The sequence below is a fragment of the Variovorax sp. GW821-FHT09D04 genome (assembly GCF_059416405.1).
On sequence record NZ_JBWKPA010000001.1, the window covers coordinates 717,668 to 737,832 of the forward strand.

Annotated in this window: 20 protein-coding genes; 19 read left to right on the forward strand and 1 reads right to left on the reverse strand. The window is 67.2% G+C overall.

Annotated features, from left to right (window positions below):
- Positions 1–121: 121 nt before the first annotated feature.
- From scpB to AC07O4_RS03275, 19 genes are all read left to right on the forward strand, one after another.
- Positions 122–1,057 carry an SMC-Scp complex subunit ScpB gene (gene scpB / locus AC07O4_RS03185; protein ID WP_495303747.1) on the forward strand — a complete coding sequence of 312 codons (936 nt, stop codon included), beginning with the start codon at positions 122–124 and terminating at the stop codon, positions 1,055–1,057.
- On the forward strand, positions 1,054–2,898 hold the full coding sequence (locus AC07O4_RS03190; RefSeq protein ID WP_495303748.1) for a pseudouridine synthase: 1,845 nt from the start codon (positions 1,054–1,056) through the stop codon (positions 2,896–2,898). The genes scpB and AC07O4_RS03190 overlap by 4 nt, the downstream gene beginning before the upstream one ends.
- A 152-nt stretch (positions 2,899–3,050) precedes the next feature.
- The gene (gene ndk / locus AC07O4_RS03195) at positions 3,051–3,476 is read left to right on the forward strand and encodes a nucleoside-diphosphate kinase (protein WP_013542117.1); all 426 of its coding nucleotides are present in this window, start codon (positions 3,051–3,053) and stop codon (positions 3,474–3,476) included.
- Positions 3,477–3,497: 21 nt separating this feature from the next.
- Positions 3,498–4,667 (forward strand): dual-specificity RNA methyltransferase RlmN, encoded by a 1,170-nt coding sequence (gene rlmN, locus AC07O4_RS03200; protein WP_159271535.1) that lies wholly within the window; start codon positions 3,498–3,500, stop codon positions 4,665–4,667.
- Between the two features lie 4 nt (positions 4,668–4,671).
- Positions 4,672–5,523, forward strand: a complete 852-nt coding sequence (gene pilW / locus AC07O4_RS03205; protein WP_495303749.1) for a type IV pilus biogenesis/stability protein PilW — start codon at positions 4,672–4,674, stop codon at positions 5,521–5,523.
- The gene (locus AC07O4_RS03210; RefSeq protein ID WP_369646703.1) at positions 5,516–6,445 is read left to right on the forward strand and encodes a helix-turn-helix domain-containing protein; all 930 of its coding nucleotides are present in this window, start codon (positions 5,516–5,518) and stop codon (positions 6,443–6,445) included. Before pilW ends, AC07O4_RS03210 begins: the two co-directional genes overlap by 8 nt.
- Positions 6,442–7,722, forward strand: a complete 1,281-nt coding sequence (gene ispG / locus AC07O4_RS03215) for a flavodoxin-dependent (E)-4-hydroxy-3-methylbut-2-enyl-diphosphate synthase (protein WP_070061008.1) — start codon at positions 6,442–6,444, stop codon at positions 7,720–7,722. Before AC07O4_RS03210 ends, ispG begins: the two co-directional genes overlap by 4 nt.
- A 15-nt stretch (positions 7,723–7,737) precedes the next feature.
- Complete coding sequence (gene hisS / locus AC07O4_RS03220; RefSeq protein WP_495303750.1) at positions 7,738–9,048, forward strand: histidine--tRNA ligase; 1,311 nt, start codon at positions 7,738–7,740, stop codon at positions 9,046–9,048.
- Between the two features lie 6 nt (positions 9,049–9,054).
- Positions 9,055–9,747: a YfgM family protein gene (locus tag AC07O4_RS03225; RefSeq protein ID WP_062480767.1), complete on the forward strand. Its 693-nt coding sequence runs from the start codon at positions 9,055–9,057 to the stop codon at positions 9,745–9,747.
- Between the two features lie 12 nt (positions 9,748–9,759).
- Complete coding sequence (bamB, locus tag AC07O4_RS03230) at positions 9,760–10,902, forward strand: outer membrane protein assembly factor BamB (RefSeq protein WP_062480765.1); 1,143 nt, start codon at positions 9,760–9,762, stop codon at positions 10,900–10,902.
- A 66-nt stretch (positions 10,903–10,968) separates the two neighbouring features.
- The gene (gene der, locus AC07O4_RS03235) at positions 10,969–12,312 is read left to right on the forward strand and encodes a ribosome biogenesis GTPase Der (protein ID WP_062480763.1); all 1,344 of its coding nucleotides are present in this window, start codon (positions 10,969–10,971) and stop codon (positions 12,310–12,312) included.
- A 164-nt stretch (positions 12,313–12,476) separates the two neighbouring features.
- Positions 12,477–12,722, forward strand: coding sequence for an RNA chaperone Hfq (gene hfq / locus AC07O4_RS03240; RefSeq protein ID WP_056582504.1), 246 nt, complete (start codon positions 12,477–12,479; stop codon positions 12,720–12,722).
- Positions 12,723–12,775: 53 nt separating this feature from the next.
- Positions 12,776–13,945 carry a GTPase HflX gene (hflX, locus tag AC07O4_RS03245; protein WP_495303751.1) on the forward strand — a complete coding sequence of 390 codons (1,170 nt, stop codon included), beginning with the start codon at positions 12,776–12,778 and terminating at the stop codon, positions 13,943–13,945.
- A 74-nt stretch (positions 13,946–14,019) separates the two neighbouring features.
- Entirely contained in the window at positions 14,020–15,396 is a 1,377-nt protein-coding gene (gene hflK / locus AC07O4_RS03250; protein ID WP_070061003.1) for an FtsH protease activity modulator HflK, read from the forward strand.
- 17 nt (positions 15,397–15,413) lie between these two features.
- Positions 15,414–16,301, forward strand: a complete 888-nt coding sequence (hflC, locus tag AC07O4_RS03255) for a protease modulator HflC (RefSeq protein ID WP_062480758.1) — start codon at positions 15,414–15,416, stop codon at positions 16,299–16,301.
- Between the two features lie 37 nt (positions 16,302–16,338).
- Positions 16,339–16,527 (forward strand): DUF2065 domain-containing protein, encoded by a 189-nt coding sequence (locus AC07O4_RS03260; RefSeq protein ID WP_062480756.1) that lies wholly within the window; start codon positions 16,339–16,341, stop codon positions 16,525–16,527.
- A gap of 44 nt (positions 16,528–16,571) precedes the next feature.
- Complete coding sequence (locus tag AC07O4_RS03265) at positions 16,572–17,732, forward strand: ATP phosphoribosyltransferase regulatory subunit (RefSeq protein ID WP_492727334.1); 1,161 nt, start codon at positions 16,572–16,574, stop codon at positions 17,730–17,732.
- A gap of 22 nt (positions 17,733–17,754) precedes the next feature.
- Positions 17,755–19,086 carry an adenylosuccinate synthase gene (locus tag AC07O4_RS03270; protein ID WP_062480752.1) on the forward strand — a complete coding sequence of 444 codons (1,332 nt, stop codon included), beginning with the start codon at positions 17,755–17,757 and terminating at the stop codon, positions 19,084–19,086.
- 17 nt (positions 19,087–19,103) lie between these two features.
- Complete coding sequence (locus AC07O4_RS03275) at positions 19,104–19,628, forward strand: phosphoribosyltransferase (RefSeq protein WP_062480750.1); 525 nt, start codon at positions 19,104–19,106, stop codon at positions 19,626–19,628.
- Positions 19,629–19,659: 31 nt separating this feature from the next.
- Here AC07O4_RS03275 and AC07O4_RS03280 read toward each other — a convergent pair whose 3' ends face one another.
- Positions 19,660–20,130 (reverse strand): VOC family protein, encoded by a 471-nt coding sequence (locus tag AC07O4_RS03280; RefSeq protein ID WP_062480749.1) that lies wholly within the window; start codon positions 20,128–20,130, stop codon positions 19,660–19,662.
- Positions 20,131–20,165: the final 35 nt, after the last annotated feature.

Consider the following 20,165-nt stretch of genomic DNA (forward strand, 5'->3'; position numbering starts at 1 on the left):
AGGGCCGCGCCGGCCACCCGATGCCGGCCTTGCGTTGCACTCGCCGCGTGCCGGCAACGCCTACCCCTTCCATCCATCTGAACAAGCGTCGCCAGGCGCCTTTTTCCGGATAACGCGAACCATGAATACGGCGGATGCCAAGCGCATTCTCGAAACCGCCTTGATCTGTTCGAGCCAGCCGCTGCCGGTGCGCGACATGCGCGTGCTGTTCGACGACGAGCTGGGCGTGGACACGATCAAGGTGCTGTTGCTCGAACTGCAGGAAGACTGGGCGCAACGCGGCCTGGAGCTGGTGAGCGTCGGCAGCGGCTGGCGTTTCCAAAGCCGGCCCGAGATGCGCGATGCCCTCGATCGCCTGCATCCCGAGAAGCCGCCGCGCTACACGCGCGCCGCGCTCGAGACGCTGGCCATCATTGCCTACCGGCAGCCGGCCACGCGCGGCGACATGGAAGACATCCGCGGCGTCACGATCAACTCCCTGATCCTTAAGCAGCTCGAAGACCGCGGCTGGGTCGAGGTGATCGGCCACCGCGAAACGGTCGGCCGGCCCGCGCTCTATGCGACCACCCGCCAGTTCCTCGACGACCTGGGGCTGGCCTCTCTGGACCAGCTGCCGCTGGTGGAAACGCCCGCGCAGCAGGCGGCGCTGGTTGACGCACTGCAGCAGGCCGCGGGCGACCAGCCGGGGCTGCCGATCGACGGCGATGCGGCGGAAGAGGCCGTTGCGGAATCTGCAGAGCCCGCAGCGCTGGTGGATGGAGAAGAAGGTGTGCAGCCCGAACTCGCCATGGTCGATGCGCCGCCCGAGTCGGCTGAGTTGGCGGAAGTCGTCTCGACCGATGCGGCGGAGTTTGCCGAAGAGGTGGTGGCGATCGCCGAGGCCGTTGAGCCCGTCGATGAGGCGCTGCCTGTGCCCGAGCCAGAAACCGGCGAGCCGCCCGCCGAACCCGACGTGGCCGCCGCGCCCGAAGAACCCGAATCCGACGTCCCGTCCCCCGCAGCGGACGAGACCGACCCCCACGACCCCCACGCTGTTTCTCCCGGAAAAACCCCATGAGCTCATCCGACACCGACGACGCAGCGATGCTGCCGGTCGAACCCGAAGTCAAGAAGCGGAAGCGGGCCGCCACGCCCAAGAAGGTGACGGAAGTTGCTGTTGAATCCGTCGCTGCGCCCGCAGAGCCGGCAGGGGCCGAGGCCGGGGAAGCACCGAAGAAGCCGCGTGCGCCCCGCAAGAAGAAAGTGGTCGAGGCGCCTGCTGCGGATGAGCAATTGGTGAGTGCGGCGGAAGTCGCTCCTGCGGCCGAGGCTCCCTCGACGGTCCAGCCCGATGTGGCGCCCGTGGCTGCGGAAGTGGTGGCAGCCGAGGCAGACGAGCCGGCGCCGGTCGAAGCACAGCGTCTCCAGGCGTCCGACGAAGACCAAGACGACGACCGTGGGGACGACGAAGACGACGAGGAAGACGAGCCCGACGAAGAGGAAGACGACCTCGACCGCGCCCGTCGCGCCGCCGAGCGCGAGCAGCGCAATGCGCCGCCGACCGAGCCGATCCGTTTTGCCGACGTCATTTCCGGCCAGTTCGACGCCGACGAGGAAAGCCCCGAGGTGCCGCCGCTCAAGCGCGTGCTGCTGCCCGAGGCCGATTCGCCCAAGCTGCACAAGGTGCTGGCGCAGGCCGGTCTCGGTTCGCGCCTCGAGATGGAGCAACTCATCTTGCAGGGCCGCATCTCGGTCAACAACGAGCCGGCCCACATCGGCCAGCGCATCCAGTACGGCGACCAGGTCAAGATCAACGGCAAGCCGATCCGCTACCGCATCGCACCGCCGCCGCCGCGCGTGATCGCGTACCACAAGCCCGTGGGCGAGGTCGTCACGCACGACGATCCGCAGAACCGCCCGACCGTGTTCCGCAAGCTGCCGCGTCTGCAGCAGGGCAAGTGGCAGTCGGTCGGCCGGCTCGACCTGAACACCGAAGGCCTGCTGCTGTTCAGCAGCTCCGGCGACCTGGCCAACCAGCTCATGCACCCGCGCTTCGGCCTGGAGCGCGAGTACGCGGTGCGCGTGCTGGGCGCGCTCACCAGCGAAGAAAAGAAGAAGCTGCTCGAGGGCGTGCGACTGGACGACGGCATGGCGCAGTTCGGCACCATCGAAGACGGTGGCGGCGAAGGCTCCAACTGCTGGTACCGCGTGACCATTTCCGAAGGCCGCAACCGCGAGGTGCGCCGCCTGTTCGAGTCGGTGGGCCATGCGGTCAGCCGGCTGATCCGCATCCGCTACGGCGCGATGGTGCTGCCGCGCGGTCTCAAGCGCGGTGCCTGGATGGAGCTCGACGAGCGCGACATCCAGGCGCTGTTCCAGGCCTCGGGCGGTGCGCAGGCGCGACCGGCGGGTCCGTCGCAACGCGGTCCCGGCGGGCCGGAGGGTGGCGGTCGCAATGGGCGGAACAAGAAGCGCCGCGGCAACAACAACCGCAACGGCGGCATGGGCGGTGGCCAGCCGCGTGAAGCGCGCGGCGAAGCACCGATTCCGAGTCCGCTGGGGGACGGTCGTCCGCCGCGCGGCGAGCGCGGAGGGCGCGGTGGTCCCAACCGGGGCGGTGGCAACGGTGGCCCGCCACAGCAGGGGCGCCGCGGCAACGCCGGTCCCGGCAACCGTCAGGGCGGCCAGGGGCAAGGGCAGGGCGGCGGTGGCAACCGGTCGACGGGTGCTGGCGGTGGCGGCGGTGCCAACCAGCCCGATCCGATGAAGACCTCGCTCGGCTACATCGGTGCCGACAGCTTCTCGCGCCAGCGCAAGGAACAGCGCGGCGGTCCGGGACGTCGCGGCGGTGGTGGCGGCTCGCAAGGCGGCGGTGGTGGCTTTGGCGGTGGTGGCGGCGGACGCCGTCGCGGACGCTGAAAGCCAGCCGTCGGAGCGCGGCCTTTCGCGGGGTTTTCACCAATCCCGCAGGTCGCGCCGGTTAAAATCAGAGGCTTTGTCGACGTGCCACGAAACAAACTCGTTGCAGTTGTGACAAAACACTTCAAAATCAAAGCTCAGGAAGCATTTCAATGGCTATCGAACGTACCCTTTCCATCATCAAGCCCGACGCCGTCGCCAAGAACGTCATCGGCAAGATCGTTTCCCGCTTCGAGGCTGCTGGCCTCAAGATCGTCGCCGCCAAGCTGGTTCACCTGTCGCGCAACGAAGCCGAGCAGTTCTACTCGGTGCACAAGGAGCGTCCCTTCTTCAAGGACCTAGTCGAGTTCATGATCTCGGGCCCCGTGTTCGTGCAAGTGCTCGAAGGCGAGAACGCCATCGCCAAGAACCGTGACCTGATGGGCGCCACGGACCCCAAGAAGGCAGCCGCCGGCACCATCCGCGCCGACTTCGCCGACAGCATCGACGCCAACGCCGTTCACGGCTCGGACGCGCCCGAAACGGCTGCCAACGAAGTGTCGTTCTTCTTCGCCGGCCTCAACGTCTACGCACGCTGAAGCCGTTGCTCGCCTGAATTCATGACCACAGCCAATCTGCTCGAATTCGATCTCGACGGGCTGGCTGCGTTCTGCGAAAAACTCGGCGAGAAAAAATTCCGCGCCACGCAGCTGTTCCGCTGGATCCACCAGCGTGGCGCCAGCGACTTCACCCAGATGACCGATCTGGCGAAGTCGCTGCGCGAGAAACTCGCGACCACCGCGCGCGTGGAGGCCCTGTCGGTCCTCACGCAGCATGAATCCAAGGACGGCACGATCAAGTGGCTGTTCGACGTCGGCGGCGGCGATGCGGTCGAGGCCGTGTTCATTCCCGAAGACGATCGCGGCACGCTGTGCGTGTCGTCGCAGGCCGGTTGCGCTGTCGGCTGCCGCTTTTGCTCGACCGGGCATCAGGGCTTCAGCCGCAACCTCACCACGGGCGAAATCGTCGCCCAGCTCTGGTTCGCCGAGCACTTCCTGCGCAAGCACCTCAAGCGCGACGAGCGCGTCATCTCCAACGTGGTGATGATGGGCATGGGCGAGCCGCTGCAGAACTACTCGGCGCTGGTGCCCGCCTTGCGCACCATGCTCGACGACAACGCCTACGGGCTGTCGCGTCGCCGTGTCACCGTGTCGACCTCCGGCGTGGTGCCGATGATCGACCGCCTGGGCACCGATTGCGCCGTCGCCATGGCCGTCTCGCTGCATGCGCCCAACGATGCGCTGCGCGACGACCTCGTGCCGCTCAATCGCAAGTACCCGATCGCCGAACTGCTCGAGGCCTGCAAGCGCTACCTCGTGCATGCGCCGCGCGACTTCATCACCTTTGAATACTGCATGCTCGACGGCGTCAACGACCAGCCCGAGCATGCGCGGCAACTGATCGAACTCGTGCGCACCCATGGGGTCTCGTGCAAGTTCAACCTGATCCCGTTCAACCCCTTTCCGGCGTCGGGCCTGCTGCGCTCGCCGCAACCGCGCGTGCTGGCCTTTGCCCGCACGCTGAGCGAAGCGGGCCTCGTGACCACCGTGCGCAAGACGCGCGGTGACGACATCGATGCCGCCTGCGGACAGCTCGCCGGTGACGTGAAAGACCGCACCCGTGCGGCCGAGCGCATGGCCCAGCGCCGTGCGGCGGTGGCCGAGCGTCCCGTCGTTCTGCACCCGACCCGCGCCAAGACCCCCAAGACCACCGTTCCCCAGGAGCATTGACGCAATGAGCATGGCCTTTCCGACGACGACCGCGAGCGTGCAGCGAGTGCTGAGCGCAGGAATCGCGAGCGTCGCCGTGGCGCTTCTTCTCGCGGGCTGCGTCAACACGCGAACCACCACCACCGGGCTTGTCGGCAGTGGGGCCGACAGCGGCACCAGTGTCGTGACCGACGTCGACGAAAACAACCGTCGCCGTGCCCGCCTGCGGATGGAGCTGGCGGCCGGCTACTTCGAGCACGGCCAGCCCTCGGTCGCCCTCGAAGAGCTCAAGCAGGTGCTGGCCATCGACCCGAACTACGCCGACGCCTACAACCTGCGGGGCCTGGTCTACATGCGACTGGACGACGCCGGCCAGGCCGAAGACAGCTTCCGCCGCGCGATCGCAATCAATCCTCGCGACGCCAACACGCGCCACAACTATGGCTGGCTGCTGTGCCAGCAGAACCGCTACGGCGACGCCGCGCAGCAGTTCGCCGCGGCACTGGCCGTGCCCAGCTATGCCGACCGTGCCAAGACGCTCATGACTCAGGGGGTCTGCGAGCTCAAGGCCGGCCAGCGGCCGCAGGCCGAGCGCAGCCTCCTGCAGGCCTACGAGCTCGACGCCGGCAATCCGGTGGTCGGCTTCAACCTGGCCTCGGTGCTGGCGCAGCGCGAAGAATGGTCGCGCGCGCAGTTCTACGTCCGCCGTGTCAACAACAGCCCCTCGGCCAATGCCGAGACGCTCTGGCTCGGCATCAAGATCGAACGGAAGCTCAACAACCGCGAGGCTGTCGCGCAGCTGGGCGGTCAACTGCAACGACGTTTCCCTCAATCGCGGGAGGCAATGGCGTACGAGCGCGGGAATTTCAATGACTGAACGGGTTTCGGAGTTCGGGACGTCCGCGGCACTGCCGCTGGCAGAAGGCGACGTCGCGCACAAGACGGCCGGTGACATGCTGCGCGAGGCGCGCGAAGCGCATGGCCTGCACATCGAGATGGTGGCCGCGGCGCTCAAGGTGCCGCCGCAAAAGCTGATCGCGCTCGAGGCCGATGACATCGCCTCGCTGCCCGACCCGGTGTTCGCCCGGGCCCTGGCCAGCAGCGTGTGCCGCGCACTGCGCATCGATCCGGCGCCCGTGCTTGCCAAGCTGCCGGGCGCACAACGCGCACCACTGGCCGAAACCAATCGCACGTTGAATGCCCGCGTCGTGTCCGACACGCCGCGCTGGAACGGTGGACGCTCCGGCGGCCTGCCGTCGCGCGCGCTGCTGACGGTCGTGGTGCTGCTCTTGATCGGTGCCGGCGTGCTGTTCTGGATGCCGCAATCGGCGTTCGACCAGATCGGCGCCTCCGTCGCGCGGCTGACCGCAAAGAACGAGGGCGAGACCATGCCGCCGCCCGCCGATCCGGCCGATGTCTCGGAGCCCGTGCCGACGCAGGCCGTGGCGCCGACCGGCCCGGTGGGCGCCGCACCGGCCGCCGGCGTGGCGGCTGCTGCGCCAACCGCCCCGGCTTCCGCGCCCCTCGCGGCCGTCGCCAACACCAGCACCGCCAGCAGCCAGCAGCTCGTCTTTGTGGCGCGCGAGGAGTGCTGGATCACTGTGACCGAGGCCGGCGGCAAGCAGTTGCTGCGCCGCAGCCTGCAGGTTGGCGAGACCGTCGGGCTGTCCGGCACGCTGCCGCTGTCCGTGGTGGTGGGGCGTGCATCGGCCGTCGATGTGCAGGTGAACGGAAAGCCCTACGATCTGAAGCCTGTCACCCGCGGCGGCGGCGTGGCGCGTTTCGAGGTGAAATCGTGACAACCGACTGCACTCCCCAACCCATCGAATCGGCGGCGCCCAAGGCGCGCCGCTCGCGCCAGGCCAGCGTCGTCTGGGGCCCGCGCATCGTCACGGTGGGGGGCGACGCGCCCACGCGCGTGCAGTCGATGACCAACACCGACACGGTCGATGCCATCGGCACCGCGATCCAGGTCAAGGAGCTCGCCATTGCGGGCTCCGAGATGGTCCGCATCACCGTCAACACGCCCGAGGCCGCCGCGCAGGTGCCCTACATCCGCGAGCAGCTCGACCGCATGGGCATCGACGTGCCGCTGATCGGCGACTTCCACTACAACGGCCACCGCCTGCTCACCGACTATCCGGCCTGCGCCGAGGCGCTGAGCAAGTACCGCATCAACCCCGGCAACGTGGGCAAGGGCGACAAGAAGGACAAGCAGTTCGGCCAGATGATCGACGCGGCCATGCGCTGGAACAAGCCGGTGCGCATCGGTGTGAACTGGGGCAGCCTCGACCAGGAACTGCTCGCCAGCCTGATGGACACCAACAGCCAGCGCGCCGAGCCTTGGGACGCCAAGCAGGTGATGTACGAGGCGCTGATCACCTCGGCCATCGAGTCCGCCAAGCTGGCCGAATCGATGGGCATGGCCGGCAACCAAGTCATCCTGTCGTGCAAGGTGAGCGGCGTGCAGGACCTGATCTCGGTCTACCGCGAGCTTGCAAAGCGCTGCGACAACCCGCTGCACCTGGGCCTGACCGAAGCCGGCATGGGCACCAAGGGCACGGTGGCCTCGGCCACGGCGCTGTCGATCCTGCTGCAAGAGGGCATTGGCGACACGATCCGCGTGTCGCTCACGCCGCAGCCGGGCGAGTCGCGCACGCAGGAAGTGCTGATTGCCAACGAAATCCTCCAGGCCCTGGGCCTGCGCGTGTTCGTGCCGAGCGTCACGGCCTGCCCGGGCTGCGGCCGCACCACGAGCACCACCTTCCAGGAACTGGCCAAGCAGATCGACGACTACCTGCGCCTGCAGATGCCGGTCTGGCGCAAGAAATACCCCGGCGTCGAGACGTTGAAGGTGGCCGTCATGGGCTGCATCGTCAACGGCCCCGGCGAGAGCAAGCACGCCGACATCGGCATCAGCCTGCCCGGCACCGGCGAGGCACCGGCCGCGCCGGTCTTCATCGACGGCGAAAAGGCCCTCACGCTGCGCGGCGACAATATCGCCAACGAGTTCCACCAACTCGTCGAAACCTACATCGAAAAGCGCTTCGGCAGCGAACACGCTGTCCTGGCCTGACACCTCCGCAGACTCATGGCTGAAAAATTGAATGCCGTCAAAGGCATGAACGACATATTGCCGCCCGAATCGGCGCGCTGGGAGTGGCTCGAAGCCACCGTGCGCGAGCTGATGGGGCGCTATGCGTACCGCAACGTCCGCACCCCGATCCTGGAGCACACGGCGCTGTTCGTGCGCGGCATCGGCGAGGTGACGGACATCGTCGAGAAGGAGATGTACGCCTTCGAAGACCGTTCGGACAAGCATGGGCAGTCGGAGCACCTGGCGATGCGCCCCGAGAACACGGCCGGCCTCGTGCGTGCCGTGATCGAGCACAACATGCTCTACGAAGGTCCCAAGCGCCTCTGGTACACGGGCCCGATGTTCCGCCGCGAAAAGCCGCAGCGTGGGCGCTTCCGCCAGTTCCACCAGATCGGCGCCGAGGCGCTCGGCTTTGCCGGCCCCGATGTCGACGCCGAACTGATCCTGCTGGCCACCGCGTTGTGGAAGGCCATCGGCCTGACCGATGTGCGCCTGGAACTCAACAGCCTGGGCCAGCCGGCCGAGCGCGCGCTGCACCGCGCCCAGCTCATCGCCCACTTCGAACAGCACGCCGACAAGCTCGACGAGGACGGCAAGCGCCGCCTGCACAGCAACCCGCTGCGCATCCTCGACACGAAGAATCCGGCGATGAAAGAGGTGGTCGAGTCGGCCCCGAAGCTGATCGACTTCCTCGGTGCCGAATCGCTGGCGCACTTCGAGGGGCTGCAGGCCATCCTCAAAGCCAACGACATCGCCTTCACGATCAACCCGCGCCTCGTGCGCGGGCTCGACTACTACAACCTCACGGTGTTCGAGTTCGTGACCGACCGTCTCGGCGCGCAGGGCACGGTGTGCGCCGGCGGCCGCTACGACGATCTCATCGCGCAGATCGGCGGCAAGCCGGCGCCCGCCGTGGGTTGGGCCATCGGCGTCGAGCGCGTGCTCGACCTGCTGAAAGAGCAGGGCGCCGAAGTGCCGGCACCGGTGCCCGACGTCTATGCCATCGTGCCCGACGCCGCTTCGATGCCCGTCGTGCTGCGCGCCTTGCAGCAGCTGCGCGAAACCGGCGTGCGCGTGCAGATGCACGCCAGCACCGCCGAAGGCCTGGCGAGCTTCAAGGCGCAGATGCGCAAGGCGGACGCCAGCGGCGCCACCTGGGCCCTGATCTTCGGTGCCGATGAACTTGCACGCGGTGAAGTGACTCTCAAGGCCTTGCGCGACGCCAGCGTCGCGCAGTCCGCCCGTTCACTTGCTGAAGTGACCACCTGGGCCGCCACCCTACAATCGCCGGCTCCCAACCTCTGACAGCGCATGGCCACCCATCTCGACCTCGAAGAACAGGAACAGCTCGACCAGCTCAAGCATTTCTGGAACACCTACGGCACCCTCATCACCTGGGCCGTGCTGCTCGTCGCCGGCGCCTTCGTGGCCTGGAACGGCTGGCAGTACTACCAGCGCACCAAGGCTGCCCAGGCCGCGGCCCTTTATGACGAGGTCGAGCGCAGCACGCAGTCGGGCGACGTCGAGCGCATCCAGCGCGTGATGACCGACATGAAGGACCGCTTCGCAGGCACCGCCTACGCGCAGCAAGCCGGCCTGCTGGTCGCCAAGACGCTGTTCGACAAGGGCAATGCCGACGGCTCGCGCGCGGCGCTGGGCTGGGTCGCGCAGAACGCCGTCGACCCGGGCTACCAGGCCATCGCCAAGCTGCGTCTCGCGGCCGAACTGCTCGATGCCAAGTCCTACGACGACGCGCTCAAGCAGCTCGACGGCAAGGTGCCGACCGAATTCGAACCGCTGGTGGCCGACCGCAAGGGCGACATCTACATGGCGCAAGGCAAGCGCGACGAGGCGCAGGCCGAGTACCGCAAGGCCTGGACCGGCCTGGGCGCCGGCTCGGACTACCGCCGGCTGGTCGAGATCAAGCTCAACGCGGTCGGTGTCGACCCGAAGACCCTGGCGCCGACCGTCACCGTGACGCCCGCCGTCCCCAAGAACTCCTGATCGCACACCCTCATGAATTTCAAGCGTTTCATGCCTGAATCGACCGCCCTGCGCGCGGGTTCTGCTCTTGTTCTGGTAGCGCTCCTGGCCGCCTGCTCGGGCTCCGGCAAGCCCAAGCCCGCCGAGCTGCCGGCCAACCCGTCCCTGATGGGTGTGCGCCAGGCCTGGAACGTGCGGATTCCGGGCGTCGAATTCCCGCTCACCGCCGATGTCAGCGGCGACATCGTGACCGTGGCCGGCAGCGACGGCACGGTCGTCGCCATCGACGCCCGCGCCGGTCGCGAAACCTGGCGCGCCAGCGCCGGCGCGCCGCTGGCGGCCGGCGTCGGCAGCGACGGTTCGCTGACGGCCGTGGTCACCACCAACAACGAAGTGGTCGCCATCGAAAACGGCAAGGTGCTGTGGAAGCAGCGCCTGTCGGCCCAGGCCTTCACCGCACCGCTGGTGGCCGGCCGCCGCGTCTTCGTGCAAACCGCCGACCGCAGCGTCAGCGCCTGGGACGGCCAGAGCGGCCGTCGCCTATGGCAGCAGCAGCGCCCGGGCGAAAACCTCGTGCTGCGCAAGTCGGGCGTGCTGATCGCGGTGGGCGACACGCTGGTCGCCGGTCTGGGTGGCCGACTCGTCGGCATGAACCCCGGCAACGGCAGCTCGCGCTGGGAAGCCCCCATCGCTGCGCCGCGCGGCACCAACGACGTGGAACGCCTGGTCGACCTGACCGGCAGCGTGAGCCGCTACGGCGACACGGTCTGCGCACGCGCCTACTACGCCAGCGTCGGCTGCGTCGACACGCTGCGCGGCCAGCTTCTCTGGAGCAAGCCGGCTTCGGGCGCCGATGGCGTGAGCGGCGACGAGCGCTTTCTCTATGGCACCGAATCGGATGGCAGCGTTACCGCCTGGCGTCGCGCCGACGGCGAACGCGCCTGGCAGATGAGCCGCCTGAAGAACCGCGAACTGACCGCGCCGCTGGCCGTGGGCCGCTCGCTGATCATCGGCGAGAGCACCGGCACGCTGCACTTCGTGTCGCGCGAAGACGGTGCGCTGCTCAACCGCGTCACGCCCGATGGCTCGGCCATCACCGTGACGCCGGTCCTGGCCGGCAACACGGTGGTCGTCGTGACCGCCAAGGGTGGCGTGTTCGGCTACCGTCCTGAATAATCATTTTTTGTCTTTCTCTTACTTCCAAGGCCCGACCATGAAAACCGCGCCATCGAAAGGCCGGCCATGAAGCCGGTCGTGGCCCTGGTCGGCCGTCCCAACGTCGGCAAGTCGACGCTCTTCAACCGCCTGACCCAGACGCGCGACGCCATCGTCGCCGACTTCGCAGGCCTCACGCGCGACCGCCACTACGGCAACGGCCGCCTGGGCAAGCACGAGTTCATCGTGATCGACACCGGCGGCTTCGAGCCCGACGCCGGCAGCGGCATCTACAAGGAAATGGCCAAGCAGACGCGGCAGGCCGTGGCCGAGGCCGACGTCGTGATCTTCGTGGTCGATGCCCGCGAAGGCCTCTCGGCACAAGACCACGACATCGCCAACGAGCTGCGCCGGCTGGGCAAGCCCTGCGTGCTGGCGGCCAACAAGGCCGAAGGCATGCACGACGGCACCAAGCTGGTCGACTTCTACGAGCTGGGTTTCGGCGACGTGCACGGCGTGTCCGCAGCGCACGGGCAGGGCATGCGCGACCTGGTCGAGCTGGCGCTCGCGCCGCTGAACCTGGCCGACCCGGACGACGAGGAAGACGAAGACGACGTCAACAAGCCGATCAAGCTGGCCGTGGCCGGCCGGCCCAACGTCGGCAAGTCGACGCTGATCAATACCTGGCTGGGCGAAGAGCGTCTGGTGGCCTTCGACATGCCCGGCACGACGCGCGACGCGATCTCGGTGCCCTTCGAGCGCAACGGCCAGCGCTTCGAGCTGATCGACACCGCCGGCCTGCGCCGCAAGGGTCGGGTATTCGAGGCGATCGAGAAGTTCTCGGTGGTCAAGACGCTGCAGGCCATCGAGTCGGCCAACGTCGTGCTGCTGCTGCTCGACGCCACGCAGGGCGTGACCGACCAGGATGCGCACATCGCTGGCTACATCCTCGAAAGCGGACGGGCCGTGGTGATCGCCATCAACAAATGGGACGCGGTCGACAGCTACCAGCGCGAGCAGATCCAGCGGCAGATCGAAACCCGCCTGCCGTTCCTCAAGTTCGCGTCATTGCATTTCATCTCGGCCATCAAGCGCCAGGGCCTGGGCCCGGTGTGGCAGGCCATTGCGCAGGCCCACAAGTCGGCCACGCGCAAGATGTCGACGCCGGTGCTGACGCGCCTGCTGCTCGAGGCGGTGCAATTCCAGGCACCCCAGCGCGGCGGCATGTTCCGGCCCAAGCTGCGCTATGCGCACCAGGGCGGCATGAATCCGCCCGTGATCATCATCCACGGCAATTCGCTGGAGCATGTGACCGACGCCTACAAGCGTTTCCTGGAAGGGCGTTTCCGCAAGGAATTCGACCTGGTGGGCACGCCCTTGCGGATCCAGTTCAAAAGCTCGCAGAATCCGTTCGTGGACAAGGACAACTGAGGGCGCTTGGCTGCCGATGGCAGCCGTTGAGCCGCAGCAGGAGCGGAAGTTCCGTCTTTTGAGAACCGTTATTTTCTCAAGGCTTTTGACCCCGATTGCTGCGGCGCAGAAACCCTGTGTTAAGGTCATCTCTCCAACAACTACTCTTGAACACGGAGAATATCGTGAGCAATAAAGGGCAACTTCTGCAAGACCCGTTTCTGAACACCTTGCGTCGCGAGCATGTGCCGGTTTCCATTTATTTGGTGAACGGCATCAAGCTGCAAGGCCAGATCGAGTCCTTCGATCAATACGTCGTGTTGCTTCGCAATACAGTGACGCAAATGGTCTACAAGCACGCCATTTCCACCATCGTGCCGGGTCGTGCCGTCAACTTCTCGGCCAACGAGAACGACGACGCCGCCGCCTGATCGCGCGGAGCGCGGCGGCAACCCCGCCGCGCTTTTTCCATATCTGATTCCGCTTGTCTGATTCGATCCCCCGCCAGGAAGGCGCCGCCGTTCTCGTCGGTGTCGATTTCGGGCTGCCCCATTTCGACAGCGAGCTCGAAGAACTCGGCCTGCTCGCACAAACCGCGGGCCTCACGCCCGTCGCCCGCCTGGCCTGCAAGCGCAAGGCGCCCGATGCGGCGCTGTTCGTCGGCAGCGGCAAGGCTGAAGAGCTCAAGGAGCTCGCTGCGATGCACCGGGCGAGCGAGGTCATCTTCGACCAGTCCCTGAGCCCTGCGCAGCAGCGCAACCTCGAGCGCCAGCTCGATGTCGCGGTGTATGACCGCACCTTCCTCATCCTCGAGATCTTCGCCCAGCGTGCCCGCTCGCACGAAGGCAAGCTGCAGGTCGAGCTGGCTCGCCTGCAGTACCTGAGCACGCGGCTGGTCCGTCGTTGGTCCCACCTGGAGCGCCAGACCGGCGGTGCAGGTGTGCGCGGCGGCCCGGGTGAGAAGCAGATCGAGCTCGACCGCCGCATGATCAACGAGTCGATCAAGCGCACGCGCGAGCGCTTGGCCAAAGTGCAGAAGCAGCGCAGCACGCAGCGCCGCCAGCGCGAGCGCCGCGAGACCTTCAACATCTCGCTCGTCGGCTACACCAACGCGGGCAAATCGTCGATCTTCAATGCGATGGTCAAGGCGCGCGCCTATGCGGCCGACCAGCTGTTCGCCACGCTCGACACCACCACGCGTAACCTATACCTGGGCGATGCGCGCCGGCAGGTGTCGATCTCCGACACGGTGGGTTTCATCCGCGACCTGCCGCACGGCCTGGTCGATGCGTTCAAGGCCACCTTGCAGGAGGCGGTCGATGCCGACCTGCTGCTGCATGTGATCGACGCCTCCAACCCGCACTATCCCGAGCAGATGGCCGAGGTCCAGTCGGTGCTGCAGGACATCGGCGCAGGCGACGTGCCGCAACTGCTGGTGTTCAACAAGCTCGACGCCCTTGAAAGCGCGCAACATCCGCTGCATCTGCAGGACGAGATGGAAATCGACGGCGTGCAGGTTCCCCGCATCTTCCTCAGCGCCAAGACCGGCGAAGGCCTGCCGCTGCTGCGGGCCGAGCTGGCCCGGCAGTCGGGTTCCGTCGCCGATACGATGACCCCTGAGGCGGACGCTGAATTGCACGATGCGGCCCCTTGATTGGGCACAATCCCGCCACTGACACGAGAACGAAGCGAATGAATGCAAAGCCAGCGCGGAGAGGGTTTCTGGGCATGTTCAACCTGAACGATGGCCGATGGGGTCGCGGCGACGAGCCGTCCTCCAACGGCGACCGCCCGGCCGGCAACCGGCCGCCCGATGCCGATCCCCCCGGCGCCCCGATCCCGCCGCCTTCGAGCGGCAACCAGAACAACAACGGCAACGGCAATCGCCCGCGCGGCCAGGGTCCCAATCAGGGCCCACCCGACCTCGACGAACTCTGGCGCGACCTCAATCGCAAGCTCGGTGGTTTCTTCGGCGGCGGCAAGGGTGGCGGCAATCGCCCCAATGGCACCGGCGGCGGTGGCGGCAACGGCTACAAGCCCGACATGAAGAACGCCGGCTTCGGCATCGGCCTCGTGGCCGCCGTGGCGGTCCTGATCTGGCTCGGCACCGGCTTCTTCATCGTGAACGAAGGCCAGCAGGCCGTGGTCACGCAATTCGGTCGCTACAAGTCGACGGTGAACGCCGGCTTCAACTGGCGCCTGCCGTACCCCATTCAACGCCACGAAGTGGTGGTGACCACGCAGATCCGTTCCACCGACGTGGGCCGCGACGCCATCGTGCGTTCCACCGGCCTGCGCGAATCGGCCATGCTGACCGAAGACGAGAACATCGTCGAAATCAAGTTCGCCGTGCAGTACCGCCTGAGCGATGCGCGTGCCTGGCTCTACGAGAGCAAGTCGCCCGCTGAAACCATCGTGCAGGTGGCCGAGAGCTCCGTGCGCGAAGTGGTCGGCAAGATGAAGATGGACGCGGCGCTCGCCGAAGAGCGCGACCAGATCGCGCCCCGCGTGCGCGCGCTGATGCAGACCATCCTCGACCGCTACAAGGTCGGCGTCGAAGTCGTCGGCATCAACCTGCAGCAGGGCGGCGTGCGTCCGCCCGAGCAGGTGCAGGCCGCCTTCGACGACGTGCTCAAGGCCGGCCAGGAACGCGAACGCGCCAAGAACGACGCCGAGGCCTACGCCAACAACGTCGTGCCGCTGGCCACCGGTACCTCGTCGCGCCTGAAGGAAGAGTCCGAGGCCTACAAGGCCCGCATCGTGGCGCAGGCACAGGGTGACGCCGGTCGCTTCAGCTCGGTGCTGACCGAGTACCAGAAGGCGCCGCAGGTGACGCGCGACCGCATGTACACCGACGCCATGCAGCAGATCTACGCCAGCACGACCAAGGTGCTGGTCGACAGCAAGCAGGGCTCCAACCTGCTGTACCTGCCGCTCGACAAGCTGATGCAGCAAGGCGGCGGCAACACAGCCACGCCCGTGGATGCCGCCAGCCCCAGCGTGGCCGGCACCGCACCGACCCAGTCGTCGGTGATCCCGGTGGCGCCCGCCACCACCGACGTGCGCGCCCGTGACGGCCGCTCGCGTGACCGCGACGTGCGCTGAGAAAGGCCCGGAACAACATGAACAGAATCGGTTTCATCGCCACCTCGGTCCTCGTCCTGCTCGTGCTGCTGAGCTCGACCCTCTTCGTGGTCGACCAGCGCCAGTTCGGCGTGGTCTATGCCCTCGGCCAGATCAAGCAGGTCATCACCGAGCCCGGCCTCAACTTCAAGCTGCCGCCGCCGTTCCAGAACGTGTCGTACATCGACAAGCGCCTGCTGACGCTCTCGAGCCTCGACACCGAGCCCATGCTCACCGCTGAAAAGCAGCGCGTGGTGATCGACTGGTACGTGCGCTGGCGCATCTCCGACCCGCAGGCCTACATCCGCAACGTCGGCCTCGACGAGAACGCGGGTGCCATGCAGCTGAACCGCGTGGTGCGCAACGCCTTCCAGGAAAACATCAACAAGCGCACCGTGCGCGACCTGATCTCCGTGCGCCGCGAAGCCCTCATGGCCGACGTGCAGCGCGAAGTGCTGGCCGTGGTGAAGGGCGCCAAGCCCTGGGGCGTCGACGTGGTCGACGTGCGCATCACCCGCGTGGACTACGTGGAAGCCATCACCGAATCGGTCTACCGCCGCATGGAAGCCGAGCGCAAGCGCGTGGCCAACGAGCTGCGCTCCACCGGCACGGCCGAAGGCGAGAAGATCCGCGCCGACGCGGACCGCCAGCGTGAAGTGATCGTGGCCAACGCCTACCGCGACGCCCAGAAGATCAAGGGCGAGGGCGACGCCCAGGCTGCCGCGACCTACAGCGAGGCCTTCGGCCGCGATCCGCAGTTCGCCCAGTTCTATCGCAGCCTCGAGGCCTACAAGCAGAGCTTCAACAAGAAGAGCGACGTGATGGTGCTCGACCCGTCCTCGGACTTCTTCCGCGCCATGCAGAGCTCCGGCTCGGCGCGCAAGTAACAACAGGCCGTCCGTTTCCGCTGTCCTGCCTGGAGCCGTGAGCGCCGACACCTTCTGGAGCGCGTTGGCGCTGGTCCTGGTGATCGAAGGCATCCTGCCTTTCGTCTCGCCGGGCGGGTGGCGGCGCGGCTTCAGCCAACTGCTGCAGCTGCGCGACGGCCAACTGCGTTTCTTCGGTCTTTGCAGCATCCTGCTGGGTTTGGTACTGCTCTGGGTTCTGGGGTAGCTCGGGCCCGGTAGAATCCCGGTTTAACCACGCCCCCGATCCCCATGTCCGCCTGGGTCCTCCCGGATCACATTGCCGATGTGCTGCCCTCCGAGGCGCGCCACATCGAAGAACTTCGACGCCAGCTGCTCGATACCGCCCGTGGCTATGGCTACGAGCTGGTGATGCCGCCGCTGCTCGAGCACCTGGAGTCGCTGCTTTCGGGCACCGGCGAGGCGCTCGACCTCCAAACCTTCAAGCTCGTCGACCAGCTCTCCGGTCGCAGCATGGGCCTGCGTGCCGACACCACCCCCCAGGTGGCGCGCATCGATGCCCATCTGCTGAACCGCGACGGCGTGGCGCGCCTGTGCTACTGCGGCCCGGTGGTCCACACCCGGCCCGACCGCCCGCACGCCACCCGCGAGCCGCTGCAGTTCGGCGCCGAGATCTACGGCCACGCCGGCCTGGAAGCCGACACCGAAACCCTGTTGCTGGCGCTCGACTGCCTCGACGCCGCCGGCCTGCGCGACGGCGTGATCGTCGACCTGGCCGACGCCCGCATCGTGCGCGCGCTGTTCGCCGGCGTGCCGGTCGATGCCGCCGCGATCGCCCGCGTGCACGCCGCGCTGGCCGCCAAGGACGCGAGCGAGCTGCAGGCGCTCACCCAAGATTTCCCGGCTGCGTCACGCGACGGCCTGCGCGCCCTCGTGGGCCTGTACGGCGATGTGGCCGTGCTCGACGAGGCCGCCAAGGCCCTGAAGGGCACGCCCACCGTGGCCGCAGCGCTGGCCGATCTGAAGCAATTGGCCGCCGGTCTGAACGGCACGGCAGGGCGCCAGATCAGCTTCGACCTGGCCGACCTGCGCGGCTACGCCTACTACAGCGGCATGCGTTTCGGCATCTACGTGCCGGGCGCGGCCGACTCCCTGGTGCGCGGCGGCCGCTACGACGAAGTGGGCGCCGTGTTCGGCCGCAACCGTCCGGCCGTCGGCTTCAGCCTCGATGTGCGCGAACTCGTCGGCGTGCTGCCGGCGCGTCCGCTGCGCGCCGCCATCCGTGCGCCCTGGAGCGACGCGGCCGGCCTGCGCGAGGCCATCGCCCAACTGCGCAAGGCCGGTGAAACGGTTGTCTGCGTGCTGCCCGGACATGGCAGCGAAATCGATGAATTCCATTGCGACCGCGAGCTCGTCGAGCAGGCCGGCCAATGGAGTGTCCGAGCGATCTGAATTTTTAAGCAATGGAACGAGCATGAGCGTAACCACCGGAAGAAACGTGGTCGTCGTCGGGACCCAGTGGGGCGACGAAGGCAAGGGCAAGCTGGTTGACTGGCTGACGGAAAGCGCCCAGGGCGTGGTCCGTTTCCAGGGCGGCCACAACGCGGGCCACACGCTGGTCATCAACGGCGTGAAGACCGCGCTGCACCTGATCCCGAGCGGCATCATGCGGCCGGGCGTCAAGTGCTACATCGGCAACGGCGTGGTGCTGTCGGCGGCCAAGCTGTTCGAGGAAATCGAAGGCCTGGAGAAAGCCGGCGTCGAAGTGCGTTCGCGCCTGCGCATCAGCGAGGCCTGCCCGCTGATCCTGCCGTTCCACGCTGCGCTGGACATCGCGCGCGAGGCCTACCGTGAAAAGGGCGGCATCGAGAAGATCGGCACCACCGGCCGCGGGATCGGCCCGGCCTACGAAGACAAGATCGCCCGCCGCGCGCTGCGCGTGCAGGACCTGAAGCACCCCGAGCGTTTCGCCGCCAAGCTGCGCGTGCTGCTCGAGCTGCACAACCACGTGCTGACCCAGGTGCTGGGCGCGCCCGCCATCGACTACGACACCGTGTTCGACGAGGCCATGCGCCACGCTGCGCTGCTCAAGCCCATGATGGCCGACGTGTCGCGCGAGCTGAACGACGCCCACAAGGCCGGCGCCAACCTGCTGTTCGAAGGCGCGCAGGGCACGCTGCTCGACGTCGACCACGGCACCTACCCGTACGTCACCTCGAGCAACTGCGTGGCCGGCAACGCCGCCGCCGGTTCGGGCGTGGGCCCGGGCATGCTGCACTACGTGCTGGGCATCACCAAGGCCTACTGCACCCGCGTGGGCGGCGGTCCGTTCCCCACCGAGCTCGACTGGGCCACGCCGGGCACCCCCGGCTACCACATGAGCACCGTGGGCGCCGAAAAGGGCGTGACCACCGGCCGCAGCCGCCGTTGCGGCTGGTTCGACGCCGCGCTGCTCAAGCGTTCGGCGCAGGTCAACGGCCTGTCGGGCCTGTGCATCACCAAGCTGGACGTGCTCGACGGCCTCGAGAAGCTCGAGCTGTGCACCGGCTACGAACTCGACGGCGAAACCACCGACATCCTGCCGATGGGCGCGGACGAGATCGAGCGCTGCACGCCGATCTACGAAACCCTCGAGGGCTGGACCGAAAGCACCGTGGGCGTCACGCAGTACGACAAGCTGCCGGTCAATGCGCGGCTGTACCTGCAGCGCATCGAGCAGGTCACCGGCGTGCCGATCCACATGGTGTCCACGAGCCCTGACCGCGACCACACGATCATGATGCGCCATCCTTACTTGGCCGACTGAAGAGGAAGAAAAGACCCATGTTGACCGAAGACGGCAAACATCTCTACGTCAGCTACGACGAGTACCACAACCTGATCGAGAAGCTCGCGATCAAGGTGCACCAGTCGGGCTGGGAGTTCGACACCATCCTGTGCCTGGCGCGCGGCGGCATGCGCCCGGGCGATGTGCTCTCGCGCATCTTCGACAAGCCGCTGGCGATCATGTCGACCAGCTCCTACCGCGCCGACGCCGGCACGATCCAGGGCCATCTCGACATCGCCCGCTACATCACGACCCCCAAGGGCGAGATCGCCGGCAAGGTGCTGCTGGTGGACGACCTGGCCGATTCGGGCCACACGCTGCACGCCGTGATGGACATGCTGCGCAACAACTACCAGCCGATCACCGAGCTGCGCAGCGCGGTCATCTGGACCAAGGCACTGTCGACCTTCACGCCCGACTACTCGGTCGAGTTCCTGGCCACCAACCCGTGGATCCACCAGCCCTTCGAGGGCTACGACTCGCTCGGCGCCGAGAAGCTGATCGAGAAGTGGTCGGTCTGACGACCGGTCCTGGCACCACCGGCCGGCGCGCTCAGCTGCTGCTGCAGCTGCCGCCGCCGGGGGTGTCGAACATCGCGGTGTAGCGCCGCTGCATTTCCTCCGGCGTCAGCTTCTCGATGCTGTGCCCCACGTTCCACCGGTGACCGAAGGGGTCGCGGAAGACGCCGGAACGCTCCCCATAGAACTGATCCTGCGGTGCCATGTCCAGCGTGGCGCCGGCGGCGACCGCGCGCGCGACCAGCGCGTCGGCATCGTCCACATGCAGGTGCAGCGAGACCGCGCTGCCGCCGAGCGCCTTGGGCGAGCGGATGTTGAATTCGGCGAACTCGTCCGAGATCATCAGGATCGCACCGTTGTGAAAGTCCAGTTCGACGTGCCCGATGCGGCCGCTGGGCTCGGTCAGCCGAAAGATTTCCTTCACCTCGAACACGTGGCAATAGAAGTCGACGGCGGCAGCGGCGTTGTCGACGCAGAGGTACGGAAATAGTTCGTGGATGGCCATGGCGGGACCTGCCTTTCTTTTTCGAATCGGGTGTT

Excerpts from the sequence above, each read along its gene's own strand:
- scpB (WP_495303747.1), top strand. The coding sequence starts at position 122 with ATGAATACGGCGGATGCCAAGCGCATTCTCGAAACCGCCTTGATCTGT.
- AC07O4_RS03190 (WP_495303748.1), top strand. The coding sequence starts at position 1,054 with ATGAGCTCATCCGACACCGACGACGCAGCGATGCTGCCGGTCGAACCC.
- ndk (WP_013542117.1), top strand. The coding sequence starts at position 3,051 with ATGGCTATCGAACGTACCCTTTCCATCATCAAGCCCGACGCCGTCGCC.
- rlmN (WP_159271535.1), top strand. The coding sequence starts at position 3,498 with ATGACCACAGCCAATCTGCTCGAATTCGATCTCGACGGGCTGGCTGCG.
- pilW (WP_495303749.1), top strand. The coding sequence starts at position 4,672 with ATGAGCATGGCCTTTCCGACGACGACCGCGAGCGTGCAGCGAGTGCTG.
- AC07O4_RS03210 (WP_369646703.1), top strand. The coding sequence starts at position 5,516 with ATGACTGAACGGGTTTCGGAGTTCGGGACGTCCGCGGCACTGCCGCTG.
- hisS (WP_495303750.1), top strand. The coding sequence starts at position 7,738 with ATGGCTGAAAAATTGAATGCCGTCAAAGGCATGAACGACATATTGCCG.
- AC07O4_RS03225 (WP_062480767.1), top strand. The coding sequence starts at position 9,055 with ATGGCCACCCATCTCGACCTCGAAGAACAGGAACAGCTCGACCAGCTC.
- bamB (WP_062480765.1), top strand. The coding sequence starts at position 9,760 with ATGAATTTCAAGCGTTTCATGCCTGAATCGACCGCCCTGCGCGCGGGT.
- der (WP_062480763.1), top strand. The coding sequence starts at position 10,969 with ATGAAGCCGGTCGTGGCCCTGGTCGGCCGTCCCAACGTCGGCAAGTCG.
- hflK (WP_070061003.1), top strand. The coding sequence starts at position 14,020 with ATGTTCAACCTGAACGATGGCCGATGGGGTCGCGGCGACGAGCCGTCC.
- hflC (WP_062480758.1), top strand. The coding sequence starts at position 15,414 with ATGAACAGAATCGGTTTCATCGCCACCTCGGTCCTCGTCCTGCTCGTG.
- AC07O4_RS03265 (WP_492727334.1), top strand. The coding sequence starts at position 16,572 with ATGTCCGCCTGGGTCCTCCCGGATCACATTGCCGATGTGCTGCCCTCC.
- AC07O4_RS03270 (WP_062480752.1), top strand. The coding sequence starts at position 17,755 with ATGAGCGTAACCACCGGAAGAAACGTGGTCGTCGTCGGGACCCAGTGG.
- AC07O4_RS03275 (WP_062480750.1), top strand. The coding sequence starts at position 19,104 with ATGTTGACCGAAGACGGCAAACATCTCTACGTCAGCTACGACGAGTAC.
- AC07O4_RS03280 (WP_062480749.1), bottom strand. The coding sequence starts at position 20,130 with ATGGCCATCCACGAACTATTTCCGTACCTCTGCGTCGACAACGCCGCT.